Annotated in this window: 25 protein-coding genes and 3 tRNA genes; 13 read left to right on the plus strand and 15 right to left on the minus strand. The window is 68.5% G+C overall.

Features of this window, described 5'->3' with window-relative positions:
* Window positions 1-1227, plus strand: a complete 1227-nt coding sequence (recF, locus tag P0W64_RS09955) for a DNA replication/repair protein RecF (protein WP_275480032.1) — start codon at window positions 1-3, stop codon at window positions 1225-1227.
* On the opposite strand, the gene P0W64_RS09960 is transcribed toward recF, so the two are convergent.
* Complete coding sequence (locus tag P0W64_RS09960) at window positions 1141-1593, minus strand: hypothetical protein (protein WP_275479940.1); 453 nt, start codon at window positions 1591-1593, stop codon at window positions 1141-1143. The genes recF and P0W64_RS09960 overlap by 87 nt on opposite strands.
* 56 nt (window positions 1594-1649) lie before the next feature.
* On the opposite strand from P0W64_RS09960, the gene P0W64_RS09965 reads away from it, so the two are divergent.
* The 7 genes from P0W64_RS09965 to P0W64_RS09995 all read left to right on the plus strand — a co-directional run bounded on the left by P0W64_RS09965 (window position 1650) and on the right by P0W64_RS09995 (window position 8787).
* Complete coding sequence (locus P0W64_RS09965; RefSeq protein ID WP_275479941.1) at window positions 1650-2486, plus strand: hypothetical protein; 837 nt, start codon at window positions 1650-1652, stop codon at window positions 2484-2486.
* A complete protein-coding gene (locus P0W64_RS09970; RefSeq protein WP_275479942.1) occupies window positions 2486-3016 on the plus strand; it encodes a DUF721 family protein in 531 nt (176 codons plus the stop codon). Before P0W64_RS09965 ends, P0W64_RS09970 begins: the two co-directional genes overlap by 1 nt.
* 256 nt (window positions 3017-3272) lie before the next feature.
* Window positions 3273-5327, plus strand: coding sequence for a DNA topoisomerase (ATP-hydrolyzing) subunit B (gene gyrB, locus P0W64_RS09975; RefSeq protein WP_275479943.1), 2055 nt, complete (start codon window positions 3273-3275; stop codon window positions 5325-5327).
* 38 nt (window positions 5328-5365) lie between these two features.
* On the plus strand, window positions 5366-7873 hold the full coding sequence (gene gyrA / locus P0W64_RS09980; protein WP_275479944.1) for a DNA gyrase subunit A: 2508 nt from the start codon (window positions 5366-5368) through the stop codon (window positions 7871-7873).
* Between the two features lie 25 nt (window positions 7874-7898).
* Complete coding sequence (locus P0W64_RS09985; protein WP_275479945.1) at window positions 7899-8558, plus strand: DUF3566 domain-containing protein; 660 nt, start codon at window positions 7899-7901, stop codon at window positions 8556-8558.
* A 66-nt stretch (window positions 8559-8624) separates the two neighbouring features.
* Window positions 8625-8698: transfer RNA gene (locus P0W64_RS09990), tRNA-Ile, on the plus strand.
* Between the two features lie 13 nt (window positions 8699-8711).
* Window positions 8712-8787: transfer RNA gene (locus P0W64_RS09995), tRNA-Ala, on the plus strand.
* A gap of 104 nt (window positions 8788-8891) precedes the next feature.
* Here P0W64_RS09995 and P0W64_RS10000 read toward each other — a convergent pair.
* On the minus strand, window positions 8892-9386 hold the full coding sequence (locus P0W64_RS10000; protein ID WP_275480033.1) for a TetR/AcrR family transcriptional regulator: 495 nt from the start codon (window positions 9384-9386) through the stop codon (window positions 8892-8894).
* A gap of 188 nt (window positions 9387-9574) precedes the next feature.
* On the opposite strand from P0W64_RS10000, the gene P0W64_RS10005 reads away from it, so the two are divergent.
* A complete protein-coding gene (locus P0W64_RS10005) occupies window positions 9575-10531 on the plus strand; it encodes an NADP-dependent oxidoreductase (RefSeq protein WP_275479946.1) in 957 nt (318 codons plus the stop codon).
* A 21-nt stretch (window positions 10532-10552) separates the two neighbouring features.
* On the opposite strand, the gene P0W64_RS10010 is transcribed toward P0W64_RS10005, so the two are convergent.
* The 3 genes from P0W64_RS10010 to P0W64_RS10020 are packed head-to-tail and all read right to left on the minus strand — an operon-like array spanning window position 10553 to window position 12267.
* A complete protein-coding gene (locus P0W64_RS10010; protein WP_275479947.1) occupies window positions 10553-10966 on the minus strand; it encodes a CoA-binding protein in 414 nt (137 codons plus the stop codon).
* Window positions 10967-10975: 9 nt separating this feature from the next.
* Window positions 10976-11398, minus strand: a complete 423-nt coding sequence (locus P0W64_RS10015; RefSeq protein WP_275479948.1) for a PPOX class F420-dependent oxidoreductase — start codon at window positions 11396-11398, stop codon at window positions 10976-10978.
* A gap of 38 nt (window positions 11399-11436) precedes the next feature.
* Window positions 11437-12267: a hypothetical protein gene (locus P0W64_RS10020; RefSeq protein WP_275479949.1), complete on the minus strand. Its 831-nt coding sequence runs from the start codon at window positions 12265-12267 to the stop codon at window positions 11437-11439.
* A gap of 50 nt (window positions 12268-12317) precedes the next feature.
* Here P0W64_RS10020 and P0W64_RS10025 point away from each other — a divergent pair, with 50 nt between their 5' ends.
* The gene (locus tag P0W64_RS10025; protein ID WP_275479950.1) at window positions 12318-12485 is read left to right on the plus strand and encodes a hypothetical protein; all 168 of its coding nucleotides are present in this window, start codon (window positions 12318-12320) and stop codon (window positions 12483-12485) included.
* Between the two features lie 7 nt (window positions 12486-12492).
* Here P0W64_RS10025 and cwsA read toward each other — a convergent pair whose 3' ends face one another.
* Entirely contained in the window at window positions 12493-13026 is a 534-nt protein-coding gene (cwsA, locus tag P0W64_RS10030) for a cell wall synthesis protein CwsA (RefSeq protein ID WP_275479951.1), read from the minus strand.
* 76 nt (window positions 13027-13102) lie between these two features.
* On the opposite strand from cwsA, the gene P0W64_RS10035 reads away from it, so the two are divergent.
* Entirely contained in the window at window positions 13103-13642 is a 540-nt protein-coding gene (locus P0W64_RS10035; protein ID WP_275479952.1) for a peptidylprolyl isomerase, read from the plus strand.
* A gap of 45 nt (window positions 13643-13687) precedes the next feature.
* Here P0W64_RS10035 and P0W64_RS10040 read toward each other — a convergent pair whose 3' ends face one another.
* A complete protein-coding gene (locus P0W64_RS10040; protein WP_275479953.1) occupies window positions 13688-14122 on the minus strand; it encodes a PH domain-containing protein in 435 nt (144 codons plus the stop codon).
* Between the two features lie 62 nt (window positions 14123-14184).
* Window positions 14185-14478: a cell division protein CrgA gene (crgA, locus tag P0W64_RS10045; RefSeq protein WP_275479954.1), complete on the minus strand. Its 294-nt coding sequence runs from the start codon at window positions 14476-14478 to the stop codon at window positions 14185-14187.
* A gap of 88 nt (window positions 14479-14566) precedes the next feature.
* On the opposite strand from crgA, the gene P0W64_RS10050 reads away from it, so the two are divergent.
* Window positions 14567-15208, plus strand: a complete 642-nt coding sequence (locus tag P0W64_RS10050) for an aminodeoxychorismate/anthranilate synthase component II (RefSeq protein WP_275479955.1) — start codon at window positions 14567-14569, stop codon at window positions 15206-15208.
* 3 nt (window positions 15209-15211) lie between these two features.
* Here the strand turns inward: P0W64_RS10050 and pknB are convergent, their stop codons facing one another.
* The 7 genes from pknB to P0W64_RS10085 form a co-directional block, all read right to left on the minus strand.
* Window positions 15212-17248, minus strand: a complete 2037-nt coding sequence (gene pknB / locus P0W64_RS10055) for a Stk1 family PASTA domain-containing Ser/Thr kinase (RefSeq protein WP_275479956.1) — start codon at window positions 17246-17248, stop codon at window positions 15212-15214.
* On the minus strand, window positions 17245-18708 hold the full coding sequence (locus P0W64_RS10060) for a serine/threonine-protein kinase (protein ID WP_275479957.1): 1464 nt from the start codon (window positions 18706-18708) through the stop codon (window positions 17245-17247). The genes pknB and P0W64_RS10060 overlap by 4 nt, the downstream gene beginning before the upstream one ends.
* Window positions 18708-20210, minus strand: a complete 1503-nt coding sequence (locus P0W64_RS10065; protein ID WP_275479958.1) for a penicillin-binding protein 2 — start codon at window positions 20208-20210, stop codon at window positions 18708-18710. The genes P0W64_RS10060 and P0W64_RS10065 overlap by 1 nt, the downstream gene beginning before the upstream one ends.
* Entirely contained in the window at window positions 20207-21568 is a 1362-nt protein-coding gene (locus P0W64_RS10070; RefSeq protein ID WP_275480034.1) for an FtsW/RodA/SpoVE family cell cycle protein, read from the minus strand. Before P0W64_RS10070 ends, P0W64_RS10065 begins: the two co-directional genes overlap by 4 nt.
* Before the next feature lie 62 nt (window positions 21569-21630).
* A complete protein-coding gene (locus tag P0W64_RS10075) occupies window positions 21631-23112 on the minus strand; it encodes a protein phosphatase 2C domain-containing protein (RefSeq protein ID WP_275479959.1) in 1482 nt (493 codons plus the stop codon).
* On the minus strand, window positions 23109-23573 hold the full coding sequence (locus P0W64_RS10080) for an FHA domain-containing protein (protein WP_275479960.1): 465 nt from the start codon (window positions 23571-23573) through the stop codon (window positions 23109-23111). The genes P0W64_RS10075 and P0W64_RS10080 overlap by 4 nt, the downstream gene beginning before the upstream one ends.
* An 84-nt stretch (window positions 23574-23657) precedes the next feature.
* Entirely contained in the window at window positions 23658-24818 is a 1161-nt protein-coding gene (locus tag P0W64_RS10085) for a DUF3662 and FHA domain-containing protein (RefSeq protein WP_275479961.1), read from the minus strand.
* Between the two features lie 243 nt (window positions 24819-25061).
* Between P0W64_RS10085 and P0W64_RS10090 the strand changes: the two genes are divergently transcribed.
* Window positions 25062-25147 (plus strand) — tRNA-Leu (locus tag P0W64_RS10090).
* Window positions 25148-25367: the final 220 nt, after the last annotated feature.

Consider the following 25367-nt stretch of genomic DNA (forward strand, 5'->3'; position numbering starts at 1 on the left):
CTGTACGTAGAGCGACTGAAATGCCGTGACTTCCGGTCGTGGGAGGACGTGGACGTCCTGCTGGGGCCGGGAGTCAGCGTATTCGTCGGCCGTAACGGGTTCGGTAAGACCAATCTGCTCGAGGCGCTGAACTACGTTGCGACGCTCGGCTCGCACCGCGTGTCTAGCGACCAACCGCTCATCCGTGTGGGGTGCGAGAGCGCGTCGGTGTCGGCGACGGTGCACAACGCCGGTCGCGAACTCACCGCGGAGATCGACATCGTCGCCGGCCGGGCCAACCGGGCTCGTATCAACACCGCGCCGTGCCGGCGTCCGCGGGAGCTGCTGGGGATCCTGCAGTCGGTGCTGTTCGCGCCGGAGGACCTCGCGCTCGTGCGGGGCGATCCGGGCGGCCGGCGCCGGTTCCTCGACGATCTCGCGATACTGCGCACCCCGCGTATCGCGGCTGAGAAGGCGGATTACGACCGCGTGCTCAAACAGCGGACCGCCCTCCTCAAGACCGCCGGCGCGGCGGCGCGCCGGGGTGGAGCGGATGCCGCGTCCATGCTGTCGACACTCGATGTGTGGGATCAGCAGTTGGCACGCTTCGGCGCCGAGATCCTTTATGCACGAATGGAACTCGTGGCCGAGTTGCGCCCGCACCTGACGACGTCGTACGCGGCGCTCGCGCCGGGGTCGCGAGTGGCGGACCTGCGGTACCGGGACACGCTGAGCGCCGAGGCGGGCGATGCCGCCACGGTCTCGGCGCTCGAGGAGCAGTTGCTGACGGATCTCACGGCGTCCCGGCAGAAGGAGATCGACCGGGGCGTGTGCCTGGTCGGTCCGCACCGCGACGATCTCGAGCTGATGCTCGGCAGCGAGCCTGCGAAGGGATTCGCGTCGCATGGTGAGTCGTGGTCGTTCGCGCTCGCCCTGCGGCTCGCGTCGCTCGAGCTGTTGCGCGCCGACGGTGCCGAACCCGTGTTGCTGCTCGACGACGTCTTCGCCGAGCTGGACACCAAGCGGCGCACGGCCCTCGCCTCGGTCGCCGAGGGCACGGAGCAGGTGCTCGTCACGGCAGCCGTTCCCGAGGACCTACCGGAGTCGTTGCGCGCCAAACGCTTCGACGTGCTCGTCGACGGCCCTGCCGAGGCCCGTGTGTCACGCCTTGCCGGTACCGCGGAACAGCGCGACGGTTCCGATCAGCCCGCAGACCCAGCCGACGATGAGCCCGGCGAGGAGGCTTAGCGGCACGACGGACGAGCCGTATTCCGTGATCAGCACTGGTGCGAAGACCGGAAGTAGTGCGAGGACCAGCAGTGTGACGCTCAGCGCGCGGCCGCTGCCCGCCTGCGCGCGCCGTAGGGCCCAGGCGAAGCACACGATGCCGAGCACCCCCACCACGTACAGGTACGCATAGAGCGGCCCGGCCTGGCCGTACTTGCCGACCGGGTCGTACATCGCGTGCAGGTGCCGGTCCAGACCATGTAGCGCCGCCTGGTCGGCGACGGTGTACGCCAGGCCCGCGAGCGTTGCCAGGGCCCCGGCCGCATAGGCACCGACGGCCGCTCCGGTGCGGCGGGTCTGCGGTGTCCGGATCTCTGTGGTCGTCATTACCTCTCCCTTGGTACTCGGTGTACCAACTTGGTACATCAAGTACCATAGAGGCCATGCCCCGGACTTTGGAACCCCGAGTACCGAAATCGGGGGAAACCCCTAGGCGCCCGCGCCTGTCGCTCGATGAGACGAGACGCCGGGTTCTCGATGCAGCCGCCGAGCGCGTCAAGGGTGGCGGTCTGGCGCCGGGACTCGAGCACGTACGACTCGAGGATGCGGTGCGCGACGCAGACGTATCGCGGACCGCGGCGTACCGGTGCTGGCCGCGGCGCGACGATTTCGTCGCCGACCTGCTCGCGGACCTGGCGGCGGTGGCCGTGCCTGTCGGGGGTGAGCGTGGACCGCAGGCGACGGCGGCGCTGCGCCGCGTCGTGACCGCGCGTCCTGGGCGGTTGCGCACCGTGGGCGGCCGGCGTGAGGTGTTGCTGGAGGCGGTGACCGCCGCGGCTGTGGACGACCTCGAAGCCGAGACCGCGGCGGGGTGGCGGATGTACCTGTCGCTGGCGCTCGCGCTGCCGGCGCTTCCGGCAGGCGATGGCCGGGATCGGGTGGTCGCGGCTGTGGCCGAGGCCGAGGACGCACTGCTCACGCGCCTCGAGCGCGGATATCGCGCCGTGCTCGAGCTCCTGGGATTCGCGCCCCGCGCCGGCTACGGCGCGTTGGCGGGCGTGGCGAACGCACTGTTCCGCGGCCTCGTCGTGGGAGGGCAGGCCGGCAGCGATGCCGGGCGCGCCGTGGCGGCCGCGATGGCGGTGCTCGTCGACGGCGGCACCGAACCGGTGGACGACGCGGACTGGAACGAGGAGCGGATCGCCGTCGTCGTCGACGCCGTCGCCGCCGAGGACGTGTTCGCCGTAGGCTCGTCGGAGACCGACCGAAGGAGGGCGTGATGGCCGACGAGGATCTGCACGGCTCCGACATCGCCCGGCGCGCCCTCGAAGAGGCACGCGCCGCCGCCAAGGCCGCGGGAAAGCAGGTCGGGCGGGGCATGGCATCACCCATGACGGGTGGCGTGCGGCGACTGCGCTCGGGCTCGCGGAAATGGTCCGGGCCGGGCGCAGACGCGCGCGATCCGCAGCGGTTCGGAACCCTGATCACCGGAATCTCCAAGGCGCGCGGCTGGGACCGCAAGGTCGGTGAGGGCACCGTGCTGGGGTGCTGGGAGACCGTCGTCGGCCCCGAGGTGGCCGAGCACGCGACGGCGACCGGGCTGCGTGACAGGACGCTGTACGTTTCCGCCGAGAGCACCGCCTGGGCCACTCAGTTGCGGCTGATGCAGAGCCAGCTGCTCGCGAAGATCAACGCGGCCGTCGGTCAGGGCGTCGTGACCAGGTTGAACATCACCGGACCGGCTGCTCCGAGCTGGCGGCACGGCGACCGCAGCGTGCCCGGGCGCGGCCCGCGTGACACCTACGGATAGGGCGCCGGCTCCACCGAACCGTCTCAGTGGCGCTCTGCGGATTCGCGGAAGCGGCCCGGCCTGCCGCAGACCCCGCCCGGAAAAAAGTCGTCCTGCGGAGCGTTCAGGGGCGTGCCTGGCCCGCTTCGCACCTACTTACGGGTAAGATGAACGGGTAACTGGGCGGCGCCGCTGGAGCGGCTGCCGCGAGAGACGGTCACCCGCCCCCGGTTGGGCTCGCGGGTGCGGTCATGAGACGAAGGAGTGCCGAGGACACGTGGCTGCTCAGAAGAAGCCCGAGACCAAGGGCGAATACGGCGCCAGTTCCATCAAGCAGCTCGAGGGTCTGGAGGCCGTTCGCAAGCGGCCCGGCATGTACATCGGCACCACGGGTCCCCGCGGTCTGCACCACATGATCTGGGAGGTCGTCGACAACTCGGTCGACGAGGCGATGGCGGGCTACGCCTCGCGCGTGGATGTGAAGCTGCTGGCCGACGGCGGGGTCGAGGTGATCGACGACGGCCGCGGAATCCCCGTCGAGATGCACCCCAAGGGGATGCCGACGGTGCAGCTGGTTCTGACGTCGCTGCACGCCGGAGGCAAATTCGACTCGGATGCGTACGCGGTCTCGGGCGGGCTGCACGGCGTCGGCATCTCCGTCGTGAACGCCCTGTCGCGGCGCGTCGAGGTAGAGATCGACGTCGACGGCTACCACTGGCAGCAGGATTTCCACTGGGACGAGAAGAAGAACGATGTCGTCGCCTCCGAGCTACGGAAGGGCGAGCCGACCGAGCGGACCGGCACGACCGTCCGGTTCTGGGCCGACGACCGCGTCTTCAAGGAGGGGACGCGATACGACTTCGACATCGTGTCGCGCCGCCTGCAGGAGATGGCCTTCCTCAACAAGGGCCTCACGATCTCGCTCACCGACGAGCGTGCCGAGGAGGCGGCGGTCGAGGACGACTCGACCGAGGAGGCCAAGTCCGCGCACGACGAGGCGGTGGAAGAGGCCGAGGACAAGAAGCCGAAGATCCGGGAGCGGGTCTTCCACTACCCCGACGGCCTCGTGGACTACGTCAAGCACATCAACGCGCGTACCGCCAAGCAGCCGATCCACCCCTCGATCATCGGTTTCGAGGGCAAGGAGGCCGGGCACGAGGTCGAGATCGCGATGCAGTGGAACTCCGGATTCGCGGAGTCCGTACACACCTTCGCGAACACCATCAACACGCACGAGGGCGGAACCCACGAGGAGGGCTTCCGCGCGGCGCTGACGGGCATCGTCAAGGCGTACGCCAAGGACAAGAAACTGATCAAGGAGAAGGACGGCGACCTCACGGGTGACGACATCCGCGAGGGCCTGGCGGCCGTCATCTCGGTCAAGGTCGGCGAGCCGCAGTTCGAGGGTCAGACCAAGACGAAGCTCGGCAACACCGAGGTGAAGAGTTTCGTGCAGCGCGTCTGCCGTGATCAGCTGGGCCACTGGTTCGAGTCGAACCCCGCCGAGGCGAAGCTGGTCGTGCAGAAGGCCGTCGCCTCCGCGCACGCCCGCCTCGCCGCGCGCAAGGCCCGTGACCTCGTCCGCCGCAAATCCGCTACCGACATCGGGGGCCTGCCGGGCAAGCTCGCCGACTGCCGTAGCAACGACCCGGCCCTGTGCGAGGTGTACATCGTCGAGGGCGACTCGGCCGGCGGCTCCGCCAAATCGGGCCGTGATTCGATGTACCAGGCGATCCTGCCGATTCGGGGCAAGATCATCAACGTCGAGAAGGCGCGCATCGACAAGGTCCTCAAGAACACCGAGGTCCAGTCGATCATCACCGCGTTCGGCACAGGTATCCATGACGAGTTCGACATCGCCAAGCTGCGCTACCACAAGATCGTGTTGATGGCGGACGCCGACGTCGACGGCCAGCACATCGCCACGCTGCTGCTCACACTCCTGTTCCGGTTCATGCGCCCGCTCGTCGAGCAGGGCCACGTCTACCTGGCCCAGCCGCCGCTGTACAAGCTCAAGTGGCAGAAGGGCGCGGAGCCGGAGTTCGCGTACAGCGACCGCGAGCGGGACGGCCTCCTCGAGGCCGGCCGCGCGGCGGGCAAGAAGATCAACCCCGACGACGGCATCCAGCGCTACAAGGGACTCGGCGAGATGAACGCCAAAGAGCTGTGGGAGACCACCATGGATCCCGCCGTGCGCGTGCTCAAGCAGGTCACCCTCGACGACGCCGCAGCCGCCGACGAGCTGTTCTCCATCCTGATGGGCGAGGACGTGGTCGCACGTCGCTCGTTCATCGCCCGCAACGCCAAGGACGTCCGCTTCCTCGACGTCTAGTTTCGATTCTTGTTGATCGCCAAAGGATTTGAGATCAGATGACTGACACCACCCTGCCGCCCGACACCGGCGACGGCGACCGTATCGAACCGGTCGACCTGCAGCAGGAGATGCAGCGCAGCTACATCGACTACGCCATGAGCGTGATCGTCGGCCGCGCCCTCCCCGAGGTACGCGACGGCCTCAAGCCCGTGCAGCGCCGCATCCTGTACGCGATGGCGGACGCCGGTTTCCGGCCGGATCGCAGCTACGTCAAGTCGGCCAAGCCGGTCGCCGAGACGATGGGCAACTACCACCCGCATGGCGACTCGGCGATCTACGACGCGCTCGTGCGTCTCGCTCAGCCGTGGTCGATGCGGTACCCGCTCGTCGACGGGCAGGGCAACTTCGGCTCGCGCGGTAACGACGGCCCGGCCGCCATGCGGTACACCGAGGCCCGTCTCACGCCGCTCGCGATGGAGATGCTGCGCGAGATCGACGAGGACACGGTCGAGTTCATCCCGAACTACGACGGCAAGACGCAGGAGCCGACCGTGCTGCCGGCCCGTGTCCCGAACCTGCTGATCAACGGTTCGGGCGGCATCGCGGTCGGCATGGCCACCAACATCCCGCCGCACAACCTCACCGAGGTCGCGAACGCCGTGTTCTGGTGCCTCGACAACCACGAGGCCGACCAGGAGGAGACGCTCGCGGCTTGCATGGCACGGGTCTCCGGGCCGGACTTCCCTACGTATGGGCACATCGTCGGCACCCAGGGGATCCACGACGCGTACACCACCGGTCGCGGATCGATTCGCATGCGCGGCGTCGTGTCGATCGAGGAGGAGGCCAAGGGCGCCACCACCATCGTCATCACCGAGCTGCCCTACCAGGTCAATCCGGACAACCTGATCCAGTCCATCGCCGAACAGGTCCGCGACGGCAAGATCGCCGGCATCAGCAAGATCGAGGATCAGAGCTCCGACCGCGCGGGCATGCGCATCGTCGTCACCCTCAAACGGGACGCCGTCGCGAAGGTCGTGCTGAACAACCTCTACAAGCACAGCCAGCTGCAGACCAGCTTCGGCGCCAACATGCTGTCCATCGTTGACGGCGTGCCGCGCACGCTGCGGCTGGATCAGATGATCCGCCTGTACGTGGCGCATCAGTTGGACGTCATCGTGCGGCGCACCCGGTACCGCCTGCGCAAGGCCGAGGAGCGGGCCCACATCCTGCGCGGCCTGGTCAAGGCGCTCGACGCCCTCGATGAGGTCATCGCCCTGATCCGGCGGTCGCAGACCACCGAGATCGCGCGCACGGGCCTCATGGAGCTGCTCGACGTCGACGAGATCCAGGCGACCGCGATCCTCGACATGCAGCTACGGCGTCTGGCCGCCCTCGAGCGGCAGAAGATCGTCGACCAATTGGCCGAGATCGAGCGCGAGATCGCCGACCTCAAGGACATCCTCGAGAAGCCCGAGCGCCAGCGCGCGATCGTCCGGGACGAACTCGAGGGCATCGTCGAGAAGTTCGGCGACGAGCGGCGCACGCAGATCGTGCCCGCCGACGGCGACGTGGCCGACGAGGACCTCATCGCACGCGAGGAGGTGGTCGTCACCATCACGGAGACCGGCTACGCCAAGCGCACCAAGACCGATCTGTACCGCAGCCAGAAGCGCGGCGGCAAGGGCGTCAAGGGCGCGGATCTCAAGCAGGACGACATCGTGGCGCACTTCTTCGTGTGCTCGACCCACGACTGGATCCTGTTCTTCACCACGAAGGGTCGCGTGTATCGCGCGAAGGCGTACGAGCTGCCCGAGGCCAGCCGCACCGCCCGCGGCCAGCATGTGGCGAACCTCCTGGCCTTCCAGCCGGAGGAGAAGATCGCCCAGGTCATCCAGATCAAGACCTACCAGGACGCGCCGTATCTGATACTCGCCACCAAGGCCGGGCTGGTGAAGAAGTCCCGCCTCGAGGACTTCGACTCGAATCGCAGCGGCGGCATCGTCGCCATCAACCTGCGTGGCGAGGACGAGCTGGTCGGTGCGGTGCTCGCGTCGAAGGCGGACGATCTGCTGCTGGTCAGTAAGAACGCGCAGTCGATCCGGTTCGCCGCCACCGACGAGGCACTGCGCCCCATGGGTCGTGCCACGTCGGGCGTGCAGGGCATGCGGTTCAACGGCGATGACGAGCTGCTTGCCCTCAACGTGGTGCAGGACGATACGTATCTGCTGGTCGCAACGTCCGGCGGATACGCCAAGCGCACCGCTATGGACGACTATCCCGTGCAGGGACGCGGCGGCAAGGGCGTGCTGACGATCCAGTTCGACGCCAAGCGTGGCACCCTGGTGGGAGCGCTGATCGTCGACGACGAGACCGAGCTGTACGCCATCACCTCCGGCGGTGGGGTCATTCGCACCGCAGCGCGCCAGGTTCGAAAGGCGGGGCGACAGACCAAGGGTGTCCGCCTGATGAACCTCGGCGAAGGCACTACGCTTTTGGCGATCGCGCGCAATGCCGACGAGGGTGATCCCGACTCGGCGCAGGACGACGACGCCGGCCGGTAGGGCGGCGCGGTAAGGAGCTTTGGACGTGAGCACTCCGGGAGGCCCCACCGGTCGAGGTCCTGACGATGGCCCGCGGGTGCCGCGCCGCGACACGGCCGCCGGGCGAGCGGTGGACGCGAAGACGTCGAACGTAGACCGCGCCGACGTACCGAAGGATCTGCCGGACCTCGACAAGATCCACCACACCGGGAACTACAGTTACGTCCCGCCGCGATCCGCTGCCGCGTCGGCTCCACAGGCGTCTGCTCCGGCGCCGGCGGGAGCGTCGACCACCGCAGCGGCACCGGCCGCGGCTCCCCAGCGAGCACCGGCGACGCGGGCGTCGAACGGGCCCCTGCGGGCAGCGATGCAGCTGCGGCACATCGACCCGTGGACCACGTTCAAGCTCTCGCTCGTGGTGTCCGTCGTGCTGTTCTTCGTGTGGATGATCGCCGTGGGCGCGCTGTACATCATCTTGGACGGCATGGGCGTGTGGGCGCGGCTGAACAACAGCTTCTCGACACTCGTCAACGACCAGACGGGCGCGAGCCTGGTCTCGTCGGGTGACGTGTTCGGGTGGGCGGCTCTGGTCGGCATCGCGTATGTCGTGCTCTTCACCGGGCTCCTCACCGTCGGTGCCTTCGTGTACAACCTGTGCGCAGAGCTCGTCGGCGGCGTCGAGGTGACGCTCGCGGACCGCGACTGAAATAGCTGCCTGCCTGCCGTTTTGTCGATCCGACAGACGTTGGGGTAATGTCTCACTTCGGTTCGAGGGCCTATAGCTCAGGCGGTTAGAGCGCTTCGCTGATAACGAAGAGGTCGGAGGTTCAAGTCCTCCTAGGCCCACCCTCCCGTTCTCGGGGCCTTAGCTCAGTTGGTAGAGCGCCGCCTTTGCAAGGCGGATGTCAGGAGTTCGAATCTCCTAGGCTCCACCAGTTTTATCGCGAATCAGAAGCGGTTTCCGGATCGATCTGGAAGCCGCCTCTCGCGTCCTCGGCCCGTGGTTCGACCGGACTGGTCGCGGGTACCCGCCAGCAGGTCAGCGCGCCGGCCTCAGACCGTCCGTCAGGATGTCCAACAGGCGGGCGGCCATGCCGTCGTCGCCGGATGGGACGGCGACGGTGAAGACGCCGATGAGGGCGGCGGCAACGTCCTCGGCGGTGACGTCGGCACGGAGATCGCCCGCGGCGGCGCCCGCGTCGAGGATCTCGGAGATCGCCGTCAGCAGTTCGGTCCGGGTCTGGCCGTGCGGGATGTCGCCGGACTTGATCATGGCGACGAGTGTGTCCACCATGCCGTTCTTGGTGGCGACCCACTCGCCGAACAGGTCCATCCACGCGCGTAGAGCCGCGGCGGGCGGCTTATGGGACAGCAGTTCGCGGGAGCCGGCGACCAGCCGGGCGACCTGATCCCTGTAGACGGCCTCGACGAGTGCCTCGCGGGTCGGGAAGTGCCGATAGAGGGTCGCGATGCCGACCCCTGCCTCGGTGGCGATCGCGCGCATCGACGGCGTGCGGTCTGCCGACGCGATCACCCGCGTCGCGACGGTGAGTAGTTGCTCGCGGTTGCGGATCGCATCGGATCTCCGCGACGTGTTCCCCGGATCATTCAAAACGGATCACGCTCCGTTTGTGCTAGCGTACTTCACGAAGCGGAGCGTAATCCGTTTCGCCGCGTGCGCCCACCTCGGGGGCATGTGCACCCCGACTCGAGGAGATCGCCGTGCAGAACCACCACAGCAGCACATCGACAGGCGCGAGCAGGGCCGTACTGCTCGAGTCGTTCGACGGGCCGGACGCACTGGGCCTTCGTGATGTGCCCGTACCGCATGCCAACTCAGGCCAGGTCCGGGTGCGGGTCGCCGCTGCCGGGCTCAACCCGATGGACTGGTTCATGACCTCGGACGAGGAGACCGCCGCACGTTTCGGCCTGAGCCTGCCGTGCGGTTTCGGGACCGACTACGCCGGCGTCGTGGATGAGGTCGGTGATGGGGTGCACGAATTCGCAGTCGGAGACCGGGTCTTCGGCGGCGCGATGTCCCGAGCCATCGCCGACCACGTGATCGTCGAGCCGATGGGTACCGTCGCTGCGGGCGGATACGTGCACCGTACGCCCGACGGTGTCGACGATCGCACGGCAGCGACCCTCGCGATAGCCGGATGCACCGCGGCTGCCGCACTCGCCGTCGTTCGGGTCGGGCGAGGAGACACGGTGCTGATCGGTGGCGCGGCGGGTGGTGTCGGCGTGTTCGCCGTGCAGCTCGCCCGGCTCGCGGGGGCGCGGGTGCTAGGGACGGGATCGGCGTCGTCGTCCGACTACCTGCAGGGCCTGGGGGCCGAACCCCTGACCTACGGCGACGGCCTGGCGGACCGGGTGCGCGAACTCGTGCCCGGCGGCGTTACCGCGGTCATCGACCTGCATGGGACCGACACGGTGCAGACGGGGCGGGACCTCGGCGTCCCGGACGAGCGGATCACGACCATCGCCGCGCGGATCGAGGGGATCACCTCTGCGAACGGTGCCGACGCCGCGCACGCGCTCAGCGACATCGCGAATCTCGTTGCGGCAGGCCGGATCCGGGTGCCCATTGCTGCGACCTTCCCGGTCGATCGGATCCGCGACGCTGTCACCCTCCAGGCGGGTCGGCACGTGAAGGGGAAGGTCGTCGTCGACCTGTAGGGACGGTTCCTGGTCGGGGCGTCAGGCCCGCTTACGCCATTCGATGGCGGGGCAGGTGTCCATCACCATCGGCACGCCGGCCTCCTGGGCACGGTCGAAGGCGGCCTCGTCGACCACGCCGAGCTGCAGCCACACGCCGCGCGCGCCCACGGCTATCGCCTCGTCGACGAATCGCCCTGCAGCTTCGGACCGGCGGAACACGTCCACCACGTCGACCTCGAACGGCACGTCCGCGAGCGAAGCGTAGCCCTGCTCACCAAGCACCGTCGGGGCACTGGGGTGGATGGGGACGATCTTCTTTCCCCGCGACTGCAGCAGCTCGGCGATCTCGTAGGCGGTCTTGGACGGGTCCCCGGACAGCCCGACCACCGCCCACGTCTCGCACTCGTCGAGCATCAGGTTCACGGCCGCAGCGTCCTGCCAGGAGATCGTCATGATCCGAACCTACCGCGCAAGCCCGTAGACACGGTCGACGCGGAGGCGCAGCAACTGCCGTCGCTGATCGATCATCGCCTGCGCGTATTCGGCCCAGTCGGGGTGCTCCCCGCGCAGTGCGCGGTAGTAGTCGATGAGCGCGGCGACGGCCTCGTCGTCGGGCGACTGCGCCACGGCGGTGAGCGCGCCGATCCCCTCACCCACCGCGTACCCGCGGTAGAACTCGGCTGCGTTGACGTGCAGCGACACCCGCGGATCGCGGACGATGTTGCGGGTCTTGGCCCGGTCGGCCGTCACGGACACGAGCGCAGTGCGCCGCTCGGCGTCCCAGTAGTGCGTGACGTTCGACGACTGCGGTCGTCCATCGCGTTTGATGGTGATCAGGATCGATTCGGATGTTGCGCCGAAGAGGTCGAGCAGGTTGTCGGACATGTGTCGTGCAACACCGGACTCCGCCTGTCGATTCCGGGTCAGCGGGTGCCCAGCAGAGTCAGATGATTCACGGTGATGTCGTTCGCGATGAGCGAGCCGGTGCCCCGGCCGGTGCCCATGCCGTCCCTGCGCGTGGCGACGCCGTTGACGACGCCCACCGCCGTATACGAGCCGTCGTCCCACTTCGCGTACACCGGACCGCCGGAGTCTCCCTCGACCGCCGGGATGCCCGCCCAGTCGACGCGCACCGCTGACACGTACGTCAGCACGCCGCAGTGCAGTCCCGTGCGCGATCCGACGATGCAGATCTGCGGGTTCCCGGTCGTGAGGTCGGCGGCCGTGCTGTACCCGCGAACGGGCCCGACGGCACGCGCAACGGGCTGGACCCGCGCGTTCACGGTCTGGATCATCGCGAGATCCTGCCCCGTCGGCCGGCTCACCGCTTTGATGTACTCGCCGAACGGCACGCTGTAGCCGTCGCCGGACAGGTATCGGGCGACCGGCGGGCTGTCGGGTTGGGCCTCGCGCGCCAGGTTCGCACAGTGCCCCGCTGTGAAGACGACGACGTGTCCGTCCGGGTACCGAGCGAAGAACCCGAGCGTACAGACCGCCGCCACCACGCCGTAGCGGCCCGCGAACGTGGCGAAGCCCGAACCCGCGGTCGGGCGGGACGCCGTGGATGCGGGACGGCCCGAGTCCACGCGGTACGGGGCTATCGACGGGGTCGTCTGCGCCGTCTCCACCGCGACGCCCGTCGATGGTGCGGTGACCACCTCCAGCGAGTTCGGCATGAGATCGCAGCCCGTCAGCGCAACGGCCGTCGCGAGCGCACACGCAGCCGCCACGAGGCGGCTGCGCGGCGTCATCACCCCGCTGACGCTAGCCGACGTGCAGGTCGCGTGACCATTACGCTGGGGCCATGAACCGCCGTTGCTGGGCCGCGTGGATCGGCGCTTTCCTGGCCATCGTGCTCGCCGTCGTCGCTTTCTTCCGTAACGCCGACGGGATCGACGGACTGATGGTCATCATCGCGCTGGCCTGCGTGCTCCTCGCGATCCAGTCGCACCAGGCCGTCTTCCGCCGCTGAGCGGAGTTCACTCGCCGCGCTTGCGGTCCTCCTCGCCCTCGGCCGCCGCCTGACCGAGGTCGAGGTCGGCGGTGTCCGGGGAGCTGTCGCCGGTCGCCCCCGACGGTGCCTCCGGCTCGGCGACGGCCTGAGCGTCCGCGGGTGCGGGAGCAGACGGTGTAGGCGCGGGCGCGGAGCGCACCCGCGGAGGCTCGGGAGCGACGGGGGGGACCGACGGCGTGCGAAGCAGTTTGAACGCGACGCCGCCGACGCCGAGCACTGCCGCGATGCCGAGCGCGATGAGCGCAGGTGTGCGCCACGAACGGCCGCCGTCGGCCGACACGTCGGAGACCGATGCGGAGGCGTCGTCATCCGAAGAACGCGCCTTGTAGCGCGAGCGGACGGTCGCCAGGGCGAGGCGGGCGGCGGTGAAACCGCCGCCAGCGCTCTTCACGCCGAGGCCGAAGCCCCCGCGAGCGATATCGATCGGTCCGGTGAAGGTGTGCTTGACCCCGGTGGAGATGCGCTGGACATCCGTGGGTCGCTCGAGTGTGGTGGTCATCGTCGTCTGCGAGTCCTTTCGTTTCCCGTACGGGCCGGCGGATCGAGCCGCCCAAGTCATGCCTGTGAATGGCAGAATGACCGGCGTGACTAACACCAACGCTACCGCCCACGCGACACTGCACACCTCCGAAGGCGACATCAAGATCGCACTGTTCGGGAACCACGCTCCCGTCACGGTGGAGAACTTCGTGGGCCTGGCGCAGGGCACCAAGGAATACTCGACGGCCAACGCCGCCGGCGAGAAGACGGGCCCGTTCTACGACGGGTCGATCTTCCACCGCGTGATCGACGGTTTCATGATCCAGGGCGGGGACCCGACCGGCACCGGTACCGGCGGACCGGGTTACAACTTCGTCGACGAGTTCCACCCCGAGCTCAAGTTCGACCGCCCGTACCTGCTGGCCATGGCCAACATCGGCCGGCCCGCGACCAACGGCTCGCAGTTCTTCATCACCGTCGGAAAAACGCCGCACCTCAACAACCGCCACACCATCTTCGGTGAGGTCGAGGATGCCGACTCCAAGGCCGTGGTCGACAAGATCGCCTCGGCCCAGACGGACCGTGCCGACCGCCCGGCGACGCAGGTCACGATCAACTCGATCACGATCGACTAGAGCCCGGGCGCCGGAGATCTCGGGTTCGCAGCGTCGTAGGAGGCGCTACGGTCGGTGCGAGCCCGAGATCTCGGTGAGTTCGTCGGCGACCGCGGAAGGCGATTCGCCCAGTTCCCAGCGACCGAGCACCACGAGACGCTCGCCCTCGTCGAGCTCGAGCTCGAGCGTGATCGAGTCGCGGCCCCAGCGGCGCACTGATTTCGCGCGTATGCCGAGACCCTTCCACGGCAGTAGCCGCTCGCCTCGCAGCCCGCGCACATACACACCGTCGGCGCTCGCGCGCAGGCGAGGCCGCAGCAGCAGCGACGTCAGCCCCAGATAGGCGGCGACGAGTGCGGCCACGCCGAGCAGAAGAATGCCCGGGCCGGCCGTTCCCGTGGACCCGGCGAACACGGGCCAGAGCGCTCCGACGCTCAGCAGGAGCGCGCCCGCGAGCAGGCAGACGCCCGTGCCCAGCGGAGCCGACCAGGATCTATCCACAGGGTTCATCCACAATGGGGATAACTCTTACACCGATGTGATTCAGCTGGTGAGAGCGCTTTCTACTTCCACCACATCGTCATCAGCAGGCCCACGATCATGAGCCCGAAGCCGATCACGAAGTTCCAGGCACCGAGATTCACCATGAACTCGAGCGGCTTGCCGGGCGCACCGAGGCCGTTCTCGTCGGCACCGAGGTAGTACACGATCAGCCAGGCCAAGCCGGCAAGCATGAACCCCAGGAACAGGGCGACGAACCACCGACCCGACGGAGCGCTCACCTTGACGGGCGTGCGCGACGCAGACGACGAATTGATGGTGTAGTCGGTCTTCTTCCGGACCTTGGACTTCGGCATGACTTCCTTCGCGCGTGGACACAGTTCGTACGCCAGGGTAGCCCAGGTCCCGCGCGAGGAGAAACGACCGGCGACGTACCCTGATGCGATGCGGATCCTCGTCGTCGACAACTATGACAGCTTCGTGTTCAACCTGGTCCAGTACCTCGGTCAGCTGGGCGTGGAGGCGGATGTCTGGCGCAACGACGACGAGCGTCTGGCCGACCCCGCGGCTGCCGCGGCCCCCTACGACGGTGTACTGCTCAGCCCCGGCCCGGGCACCCCGCAGCGCGCCGGAGCCACGATCCCGATGGTCGAGGCGGCCCGTGAGAGCGGGAGACCGCTGCTCGGCGTGTGCCTGGGCCACCAAGCTATCGGCGCGGCCTTCGGAGCCACTGTCGACCGCGCGCCCGAACTGCTGCACGGCAAGACGTCCCTGGTGCACCACACCGGTCGGGGCGTCCTCGCCGGTCTACCGGACCCGTTCACCGCGACGCGCTACCACTCGCTGACCGTCCTCGAGCCCACGATCCCGGACGAGCTGGAGATCACCGGCCGGACCGAGTCGGGCGTCGTGATGGCGTTCGCCCACCGCGAGCTGCCCATCCACGGCGTGCAGTTCCATCCCGAGTCGGTGCTCACGCAGGGCGGTCACCGCATGCTTGCGAACTGGCTCGCGGTGTGTGGCCTCCGCGTGGACGAGGCGCTTGTGGGACAGCTCGAGCGGGACGTCGCCGCGGCGCTGGCCTAGCGGCTACTTCCTCGCCCAGTACTTCAGCGTCACGGAGCCGTTCGCGTCCACCTGCGCCCCGGTGCCGGGGCTCTGCCCGTACACCTGATTGTCGGTCCACGGCAGGTTCGACTTGACCGAGCCGTCCACGTTGATCGTGCCGGTGAACCCGGCCGAGATCAGCGCGGCCTTCGCGGCGTTGAGATCCATGCCCGTGACCCGCGGCATCGTGATCTTCGGCGGCTGCTTGGCGACCTGCAGGGATACCGCGGAGCCCTTGGTCACGGTGGTGCCGCCCGTGGGGTTCTGACCCACGACGGTGCCGGTGGGCTGGTCGCTCTCGACGTCGCTGGTGGTCACCTTGAAGCCGAGCTCCGAGAGATTGGACTTGGCCTGGTCGACCTGCTGGTTGGTCACGTCGGGCACGCGGATCTGCTCGGGTCCGGTACTGACGGTCAACTTGATCGGCTGATTGAGCGGCACATTGGTGCGCCCGGCCGGGTTCGTGGAGACGACGCTGCCCGCGGCCACACTCGCGGACGACGTGCGTGTGACGTCCTTATCGACTGTGAAGCCGGCCTTCGTGAGCTGATCGGTGGCCTGCTGCTGCGGTTTGCCCGTCACATCGGGAACCAGTGCGATCTTCGGCCCGGACGACACGACCATCGTGACGGACTGTCCCTTGACGGCGCGCGCGTCCGGCGTGGGATTCGTGGTGATCACGTGGTCGAGGGGCACGGTGTCGCTGTTCTCGCGCCTGGTCTGCACGTCGAAGCCCAGCCGCTGCAGGGCGACCTGGGCGTCGGACGCGGGCTTGCCGATCTGATTCGGCATGGAGACCTCGGTCTCGTGCGGGGTGCCCCCCGACGAGTTCAGCCAGTACGCCAGGCCGACGACCGCCAGGATCGCGACGATCACGGCTGCCGAGATCGCGAGGATCAGGCGAGTTCTATTGCGCTTCTGTCCCTGGGCGTGCCGGGCAGGCGGCACCACGCGGGGCTTCCGGACCTCCTGCGTCGGGGCGTCCGGATCGACGTCGTCGGACGGTGACTCGCCGTCGTCGGGCTTCGCCGGGCTCGTGCCGGTCGCGCCGGCGGCGGTCGCACCCGCAGCACCGGCGGCCCCCGCTGCGGCGGCCTGGCGCCCACGTCCGCGGGACGCGCCGCCCAGCATGAAGTCGCGGTCGGCGTCCGACATGATCATCGGTGCCTCGGGCTTACGCCCGGCGAGCACGCGGATCAGGTCCTGGCGCATCTCGCCCGCGGTCTGGTAGCGGTTGGCCGGGTTCTTGCTGATCGCCTTGAGCACGATCGAGTCGAGCTCGGGCGGCACCGAGGACAGGACCGCTGACGGGGTTCGCGGATCCTCCCGTACATGCTGGTAGGCGACGGAGACCGGCGAGTCGCCCGTGAACGGGGGCTCGCCTGTGAGCAGCTCGAACAGGACGCAGCCCGCGGCATAGACGTCGGAGCGCGCGTCGACGGTCTCGCCGCGCGCCTGCTCGGGCGAAAGGTACTGCGCGGTCCCGATGACGGCTGCCGTCTGCGTCATGCCGGCGTTCGGGTCGCTCATAGCGCGCGCGATGCCGAAGTCCATGACCTTGATCTCGCCGGACTTGGACAGCATCACGTTGGCAGGCTTCATGTCGCGGTGCACGATACCGTTCTTGTGCGAGAAGTCGAGCGCGGCGCATACGTCGGCCATCCACGTCATCGCGGTGCGTGGCGCGATATGCCCGTCGCGGCGCAGCACGTCGCGCAGCGTCTCGCCGTCGACGTACTCCATCACGATGTACGGCAGCGGCCCGGTGGGGGTCTCGGCCTCGCCGGTGTCGTACACCTGCACGATGGTCGGGTGGTTCAGCGAGGCGGCGTTCTGGGCCTCGCGACGGAACCGCAGGTAGAAGCTCGGATCCCGCGCGAGGTCGGCGCGCAGGATCTTGATCGCCACGTCACGTGACAGGCGCGTGTCCCGAGCCAGGTGCACCTCCGACATACCGCCGAAGCCGAGAGTGTCACCCAGCTCGTAGCGGTCGGAGATGCGGCGGGGAGGTGTCGTCATCGAGTACCGCCTCCCGGGGCCATCCAGTTGGGCAGCGGCAGGCCGAAGATACCGCGTGGCGGCTCCGTCGTGGTCGGCTCACCACCGGTGACCGGCGGCTCCGTCGTGGTGGGCTCGGGCTCCGTCGTCGTGGTGGGCGGCGGCGGAGTGGTGGTCCGAGTGGGCGGCGGCGTGACGGTCTTCGTCGTCGTCCGCGTGGTGGGGGTCGGGGTCTCCGTCGTCGGTTCGGTCTCCGCGGTCGTACGCGTCGGCGCCTGCGCCGTCGTCCGGACGGTCGTGGCCTGTCCGGACGGAGGAACGGTCGGCTCGACCGCCGACGACGAGTTGGAGTCCGACAGCGGCGCTGTGGGCGAGGTGCCGCCCCCGAAGATGAGGTATCCGCCGATGATCGCCGCCGCGAGCAGCAGGATCAGGACCGACGCGGCGAGCACGGTCTTCTGCGCACGCGACCAGCCCGAGTCCTCGGGGTAGCCCGAGCGGGAGATGGGTGCGGACGGTCGCGACACCGCACGCGGCGTGGGGCGTGACGGCGGGATCGCCGTGGTGGCGCCCGTGTTGTACGTGGTGGGCCGGTTGTCGACGGGCGGGTTGCCCCCGCTCCAGCCGCGCGGCATGGGCGGGCGCTGGCCGGCCTTGACGGCGGCTACGGCGTCGGCGAACTCGCCGCCGTTCGCATACCGCTGCCGCGGATCCTTGACGAGCGTCAGCGTGATCAGCTCGCGGACGTTGGCGGGCAGATCCGACGACAGGGGCTCCGGGTTGTCGCGGATGTGCTTCATGGCGACGGTGATGGCTCCGTCGCCCGTGAACGGCCGCCGGCCGGCGAGACACTCGTACCCGACGACGCCCAGCGAATACACGTCCGACGCCGCGGTCGCGTCCTCACCCGACGCCTGCTCGGGCGAGATGTACTGCGCCGTACCCATGACCATGCCGGTCTTGGTCACGGGCGCCGCGTCGACGGCCTTCGCGATGCCGAAATCGGTGATCTTCACCTGGCCCGTGGGCGTGATGAGGATGTTGCCGGGCTTGACGTCGCGGTGCACGAGACCGGCGCTGTGCGCGACCTGCAGGGCGCGGCCCGTCTGCTCCAGCAGATCCAGCGCCTGCGCCTGGCTGAGGCGACCGAGTCGGGAGAGGACTGCGTTGAGCGGCTCGCCGTTGACGAGTTCCATCACCAGGTACGCCAGAGGCGCTCCACCCGACTTGTCGGGCGTCTCGCCGTAGTCGTAGACGCCCGCGATGCCGGGATGGTTCAGGGCTGCGGTCGTGCGGGCCTCGTTGCGGAACCGGGCGAGGAACTCGCGGTCGTCGGAGAACTCCGCCTTGAGCACCTTGATCGCCACGCGGCGATCCAGCCGCGTGTCCATCGCCTCCCACACCTGGCCCATGCCACCGGTGGCGATGAGCCGCAGCAGCTCGTACCGGTCGGCGATCGTGGAGCCGGTCTGCAAGCTCATCAGTTCCCCTGCCCGTTCACCGCGGCGCCTATCACCGCACGTCCGATCGGCGCTGCGATCGACCCGCCGGTCGCCGCCTCGCCTTCATTTCCACCGTTCTCAATGATGACGGCCACCGCGACCTTGGGGTCGTTCACCGGACCGTACGCGATGTACCACGCGTGCGGGGGCTCGTCGCTGCGCCCGGTCGAGTGCTCGGCCGTCCCGGTCTTCGACGCGATCGGCACCGGGCCTCCCGAACCCTTGGTGTGCTGTTCCGACGCGACCATCAACGTCCGCATAGTAGTCGCCACGTCGGGGGAGATGGCCTGGCCCAGCCGGTGCGGCTGGGTCGTGGCCAGGGTCGTGAGGTCGGGTGCCTGCAGGCTGTCCACCAGGTACGGCTGCATCCGGATGCCTCCGTTCGCGAGTGTTGCGGCGATCTCCGCGTTCTGCAGCGGCGTCAAGGAGACGTCCCGCTGGCCGATAGCGGACTGGCCGAGCTTGGCCCCGTCGTCGACGGGTCCCGTGGTGGACTCCGCGACTCTCAGGGGGATCGGGTCGGGCGTGGTGTTCAGGCCGAAGTTGGTGGCCATCTGCTTGAGCGCGTCCTCGCCGTTGCGCAGCTTCTGCGTGGCGAGCTGCACGAAGGCCGTGTTGCACGAGTACTCGAACGCCTGCAGCAGGCTGACGCTGCCTCCGGCGCTCTCCGGGCACGTCTCACGCGCGTAGTTGGTCAGCGACGTAGTCGAGTCCGGCAGCGTGATCGTCGACGAGGACGTGAGCCGCGTGTCGACGTTCGCGGAGCCCTGTGACAGCGCGGCGGCGGTGGTGATCACCTTGAACGTCGAGCCGGGCGGATACGTCTGCGAGATCGCGCGGTTGAGCATCGGATCGCTGTCGTCGTTCTGCAGCTTCTTCCAGGCCGCTGACGCAACGCTGGGGTCGTGTGACGACAGCGGGTTGGGGTCGTAGCCCGGTGTCGACACCATCGCGAGGATCTTGCCCGTCGTGGGTTCGATCGCGACGGCCGCGCCGTGACACGGCTTCGGGCCGCACGCCGACGTCAGCTTGTCGTAGGCGACCTTCTGCATCGCCGGGTTGATGGTGGTGATGACGTTGCCGCCGCGGGGATCGCGGCCCTGCACAAGGTCGATCATCCGGCGTCCGAACAGCCGGTTGTCGCTGCCGTTGAGTAGGGGCTCCTCGGCCCGCTCGACGCCTCCCGAGGCGTACACCATCGAGTAGTAGCCGGTGATGGGCGAATACGCCTTGGCCGAGGCCTCGGGGTACACGCGCAGGTACTTGTAGCGGTCGTCGGTGCTCACCGAGTTCGCCATCACGTCGGGTCCGGCCAGGATCGAACCACGCTGCCGCGAATACTCGTCGAGCAACACCCGCTCGTTGCGCGGGTCAGCGCGCAACGAATCCGCTCGGAAGACCTGGATGTACGTGGCGTTGGCCAACAGAGCCAACACCATGATCACGACGACCATCGTCACGCGTCGGAGCGGTTTGTTCATGCGCGCTTCACGATCTCGGTCTGCCGGTCGGGAACCGGGGTTCCGGGCTGCTTCGACGTCACCTTCGGCTCCCGCGCGGCGTTGGAGATGCGCAGCAGGATCGCGACGAGTGCGTAGTTGGTCAGCAGTGAGGAGCCGCCGTACGACACGAACGGCGTCGTCAAGCCGGTGAGAGGGATCAGCTTGGTGACGCCGCCGACGACCACGAATATCTGGATCGCCATGGTCGACGCGAGACCCGCGGCCAGCAGCTTGCCGAAGCTGTCACGGACCATCAGGCCCGCACGGAAGCCGCGGAACACGAGGATGAGGAACAGCAGCAGGAGCGCGGTCAGGCCGATGAGGCCGAGCTCCTCGCCGATCGCCGCGATCACGAAGTCGGTGCTCGCGAACGGCACCATCGTGGGTCGGCCCGAGCCGAGCCCGGTGCCGGCGAGGCCGCCGGTCGCGAGGGAGAACAGGGCCTGCGCGGGCTGGTTACCGACCCCGTAGAAGTCCGCGAACGGGTCCTGCCACACCGATACGCGCACCCGCAGATGCGGGAACAGCTGGTAGGCGACCACCGCGCCCACAACGAACAGGGCGAGTCCCACGACGACCCACCCCACGCGTTCCGTCGCGATGTACACCATGATCAGCACGGTGAAGAAGATCAGCATCGGAGTGCCGAGATCGTTCTCCACGCCCAGCACGCCGATCGCGACCGCCCACACCAGGAGCAGCGGCGCGAGGTCGCGGGCCCGCGGGAGGTCGACGCCGAACACGCGGCGGCCACCGCTCGTGAACAGGTCCCGTTTCGACACCAGGAACGCGGCCGTGAAGATGATCAACAGGACCTTGGAGACCTCGTTCGGCTGGATGTTGAAGATGCCGGTCTTGATCCAGTTCTTCGAGCCGTTCACCTCGGACAGGCTCGACGGCAGCACAGCCGGCAGCGCCAGGAAGACCAGGCCGCCGAGGCCGATCGTGTACGCGTAGCGGGAGAGCACGCGGTGGTCGCGCAGCATCGCCAGGACGCCCACCAGCATGAGCACGCCCAGAAAGGTCCACAGAACCTGCTGGTTCGCCTCGTCGGGATGGGTGATGCGGCCGTTCTCACCGTGCGCGCTGCCGAGGTCCAGGCGGTGGATGATCACCAGGCCCAATCCGTTCAGGAGCGCGACTACCGGCAGGATCACGGGGTCCGCATGCGGGGCGAAACGGCGCACCGCGACGTGCGCGCCGCCGTAGAGCGCGATGAACGCCGCGCCGAACTTGAGCAGGTCCCACGTGACGGCCTGCTCCTGCGCCCACTCGACGATGACCAGCGCCGCGAAGGTGATCAGCGTCGCGAGCCCGAGCAGGGACAGCTCGATCATCCGGGACCTGCGCGTGGTCGCGATGGTGAAGCCGCCTCCGGGGGTCGTGAGCGCCTGCGCGTTCACGACGAACCGCCTCTGCAGGGCCGCTCCGGGGTCGACGTCTGCGTGGTCACGGTGGTCACGGGTGCGCCGGACGGATTCGGGCCCGGCGTGAGGGACTCGCTGGGCGCCTGGGGCGAGGGCTGGGCGCCCGACGGTGCGGCGGGCGTCGGTGCGGCACCCGACGGCTCTGCCCCGGGCTGGGCCCCCGAGCGTGGAGGCAGGACCAGCGTCGACACGGCGCAGACGGGCATCAGGTTGCGTGCGAGGGCGCGGGCCTGTTCGCGCGCGTCGTCGAGCGACGCGGCATCGGGCAGACTGCGCAGGTTCGAGCGTCCGCTCGGCGTGAGGTCGGCTACCCGCATGGGGGAGCAGCCACTGTTGCCGGGAGTCGCCGAGGATGCGCTGCCGCCCGCGACGCAGACCACCTCCTGCACATCGTTGAGCGAGGTTCCGAAGAAGCTGCCGCGTACGCCGCGCGAGATCGCGACGGTGCCGTCCGACGTCTCGGCGACGAAGTAGTTCGAGCGCACGATCGACCGGGTGACGATCGCGGCCACCGCGGCAGCGATGATCAGGGCGAGCAGCACCGCGAGCGCGATCCAGCGGCCCCGCGGACGGCGGCGGTCGGGCTCGTCGTCGGACGACTGGGCGATGACGCGGCGGGGCGCCTGACGGGGCGGCCGCAGCGCCGCGGCGCGCCCGGCAGCTGTGTTGGCGGGCGGCACGTAGTCGGTGTCGTCATCGTCGACGGCGCCGCCGACGATGGGCTTGCTCTGCCCGAAGCTGGTGTCCTCCACGCGGGCGACGACGACGGTGACGTTGTCCGGGCCGCCCGCCTTCAGCGCGAGCTCGATCAGCCGGTCCGCGGCGGCCGCGACGTCCTCGTTGTCCAGGGCCTCGCCGATGGTCTCGTCGCTGACGACGTCGGAAAGCCCATCGGAGCAGAGCAGGTAGACGTCGCCCGCCTTCGCCTCGCGCAGCGTGAGGGTCGGCTCGACCTCGTGACCCGTGAGGGCTTTCATGATCAGGGATCGCTGCGGATGCACGTGCGCCTGCTCGGCGGTGATCCGGCCCTCGTCGACGAGGGTCTGGACGAATGTGTCGTCCTTGGTGATCTGCGTGATGACGCTGTCTCGGCGCAGGTATCCGCGCGAGTCCCCGACGTGGATCAGACCCAGCTTGGAGCCCGCGAACAGGATCGCGGTCAGGGTGGTGCCCATGCCGTCGAGGTCGGGGTCCTCGTCGACCTGGTCCGCGATGGACTCGTTGCCGGAGCGCATCGCGTCGTCGAGCTTGGCCAACAGGTCGCCGCCGGGCTCGTCGTCATCGAGCGGTGCGAGGGCCGTGATCATCAGTTGCGAGGCGACCTCGCCGGCCGCGTGGCCACCCATACCGTCGGCGAGGGCGAGCAGACGCGGCCCCGCATACACCGAGTCCTCGTTGTTGCTGCGGACGAGGCCCCTATCGCTGCGGGCGGCGTATCGGAGGATCAGGCTCACGGGCGCAACTCGATCACGGTCTTGCCCACGCGCACCGGGGTGCCCAGCGGGACGCGGGTCGGGGTGGTCACCTTGTTGCGGTCGAGATAGGTGCCATTGGTGGAGCCGAGGTCCTCGACGAACCAGTCGTCACCGTCGCGGGACAGCCGGGCGTGGCGCGTGGACGCGTAGTCGTCCGTGAGGACCAGCGTGGAATCGTCGGCGCGACCGATGAGGACGGGCTGGTTGCTCAGCGTGATGCGGGTGTTGGCCAGCGGGCCGTGCGTCACCACGAGGTATTTCGCCACGCGGTTGCCGCGCCGCGAGAACACGCCGCGTCGCTCGGTGCGGGCTGTGCGGCGCGGGCGCATGCCGCTCGCGACGCGCGCGTCGGAGCGCAGCGCGCCCACGACCAGCCAGACGGCGAGCCACAGCAGCAATAGGAACCCTGCTCGGGTCAGCTGCAGAACTAGTCCCTGCACGGTTCCTCCCTCCTGTCGTGCCGTGGGCAACCGGCAGCCGCGCCCGGTCCTCGGCTCCGGGGCGCGGCGTGCATGTCGGAGAATCTACTGGAAGCGCACCACGATGTCGGAGTGCCCGACGCGGATGCGGTCGCCGTCGGCAAGCTCCCAGTTGGTGACGGGGACGTCGTTTACCGAGGTGCCGTTGGTGGAACCGAGGTCGTTGAGCACGGCGGCGTAGCCGTCCCAACGGATCTCGACGTGCCGACGGGACACCCCGGTGTCGGGTAGGCGGAACTGCGCGTCCTGGCCGCGCCCGATCACGTTGGCCCCCTCACGCAGTTGGAAGGTGCGGTTGGAGCCGTCCTCCAGGTACAGAGTGACCGACTGCGGTGCGTACTGCTGCTGATAGCCGCCCTGGCCGTAGCCCTGGTCATAACCCTGCTGGTACTGCTGCTGGCCGTAGCCCTGCGGGTAACCCTGGTCGTATCCGCCCTGTTGGTAGCCCTGCTGGCCGTAGCCCTGCTGCGGGTAGCCCTGGTCGTATCCGGGCTGGGCATAGCCCTGTTGGTAGCCCTGGTCGTAACCCTGCTGGCCGTAGCCCTGTTGGTAGCCCTGGTCGTACTGCTGGCCGTAGCCCTGGTCGTAACCCTGCTGGCCGTAGCCCTGTTGGTAGTCCTGGTCGTACCCCTGCTGCGCTTGGTCGTAACCCTGCTGGGCCGGGTCGTACCCGTGCTGCGCCTGGTCATAGCCGCCCTGCTGGTATTCCTGACCGCCCGCCGCATTCTGCGGCTGGTCGTGTCCGGGGGTCTGAGTCATCGAATCGGCTCCTGGTTCTGCCATCTGCGGTGGTCTCTGCTGCTGGTCGGGTGCGGACCCCGCGAGCGGTACCGCATCGGGGTCGACGGTGCCGCTTGCACGGAACTGCCCGGTGTGCAGGTGCGGTGACTGCTCGAAATGTACAACCACGTCACCATAAGTCTGCCAGCCGTTGTCTCGAATGTATTCCTCCAAGTGCTTGGAGAACGAGCGTATGGCGAAGTCGCGGTCTGCATCGAAGGTCTGCTGGTCCGTATCGGACACAGCGATGACGTACTTGTTGGGAACCAGGTAGGCACCATCGCCCAGCTCCTGAAGCTGGTCCTCGGCCTCTCGCTGGAGAGCGGCCTCGACCTCCTGCGGAACCACCTTGCCGCCGAAGACGAAGGCGAAGCCGTCGCCGACGGCACCCTCGAGTCGGCGCTCGAAGCGCTGCAGGATTCCCAAGACGAACTGCTCCTTCCATCAGCGTGTCGCAGTGCGCGATCCGTGCATCGATGATAGCGGCGGATCGGCACCACACATGGGTTGTGGTCCCACTGGTGGACAATTTTCTCTTGTGCACCAGCGATGTGTCCAGCGGGGATGCTGGATCGACATGGTGTGCGGCGGGCCGAACGAGGCATCTGCGCAGGTAGCATTGCGATTTCACGCGCCGGGATTCTTCGTGTTAGTGTTCTCGGGTCGCTCGGGCGAGTGGCGGAATGGCAGACGCGCTGGCTTCAGGTGCCAGTGTCCTTCGGGACGTGGGGGTTCAAGTCCCCCTTCGCCCACCACCACGAGCAGTTCTACGAACTGCAGCGCCCCAGATCACGAACTCGAAAGTGTTCTTGAGCTGGGGTTTTCATTTTCTGGGGCCCGCTTCGGTTCAGCATTGTCTAGCCGGTGTCGGGTCCGTAGTAGCGCCAGATCACCGATGACGTCCCGGTGACGGATTCGCTGTGTGCAGTGCGATGCCGCGATACCGCGCGTCCCTCGCTCACCTGAGCTCGAACA

The sequence above is a fragment of the Tsukamurella sp. 8F genome, assembly GCF_029167375.1.
Classification (GTDB): Bacteria; Actinomycetota; Actinomycetes; order Mycobacteriales; family Mycobacteriaceae; genus Tsukamurella.

Coding starts and splice junctions, on each gene's coding strand:
- P0W64_RS09960 (WP_275479940.1), bottom strand. CDS start 1,593: ATGACGACCACAGAGATCCGGACACCGCAGACCCGCCGCACCGGAGCG.
- P0W64_RS09965 (WP_275479941.1), top strand. CDS start 1,650: ATGCCCCGGACTTTGGAACCCCGAGTACCGAAATCGGGGGAAACCCCT.
- P0W64_RS09970 (WP_275479942.1), top strand. CDS start 2,486: ATGGCCGACGAGGATCTGCACGGCTCCGACATCGCCCGGCGCGCCCTC.
- gyrA (WP_275479944.1), top strand. CDS start 5,366: ATGACTGACACCACCCTGCCGCCCGACACCGGCGACGGCGACCGTATC.
- P0W64_RS10010 (WP_275479947.1), bottom strand. CDS start 10,966: ATGACGATCTCCTGGCAGGACGCTGCGGCCGTGAACCTGATGCTCGAC.
- P0W64_RS10015 (WP_275479948.1), bottom strand. CDS start 11,398: ATGTCCGACAACCTGCTCGACCTCTTCGGCGCAACATCCGAATCGATC.
- P0W64_RS10025 (WP_275479950.1), top strand. CDS start 12,318: ATGAACCGCCGTTGCTGGGCCGCGTGGATCGGCGCTTTCCTGGCCATC.
- cwsA (WP_275479951.1), bottom strand. CDS start 13,026: ATGACCACCACACTCGAGCGACCCACGGATGTCCAGCGCATCTCCACC.
- P0W64_RS10035 (WP_275479952.1), top strand. CDS start 13,103: ATGACCGGCGTGACTAACACCAACGCTACCGCCCACGCGACACTGCAC.
- crgA (WP_275479954.1), bottom strand. CDS start 14,478: ATGCCGAAGTCCAAGGTCCGGAAGAAGACCGACTACACCATCAATTCG.
- P0W64_RS10050 (WP_275479955.1), top strand. CDS start 14,567: ATGCGGATCCTCGTCGTCGACAACTATGACAGCTTCGTGTTCAACCTG.
- pknB (WP_275479956.1), bottom strand. CDS start 17,248: ATGACGACACCTCCCCGCCGCATCTCCGACCGCTACGAGCTGGGTGAC.
- P0W64_RS10060 (WP_275479957.1), bottom strand. CDS start 18,708: ATGAGCTTGCAGACCGGCTCCACGATCGCCGACCGGTACGAGCTGCTG.
- P0W64_RS10065 (WP_275479958.1), bottom strand. CDS start 20,210: ATGAACAAACCGCTCCGACGCGTGACGATGGTCGTCGTGATCATGGTG.
- P0W64_RS10070 (WP_275480034.1), bottom strand. CDS start 21,568: ATGATCGAGCTGTCCCTGCTCGGGCTCGCGACGCTGATCACCTTCGCG.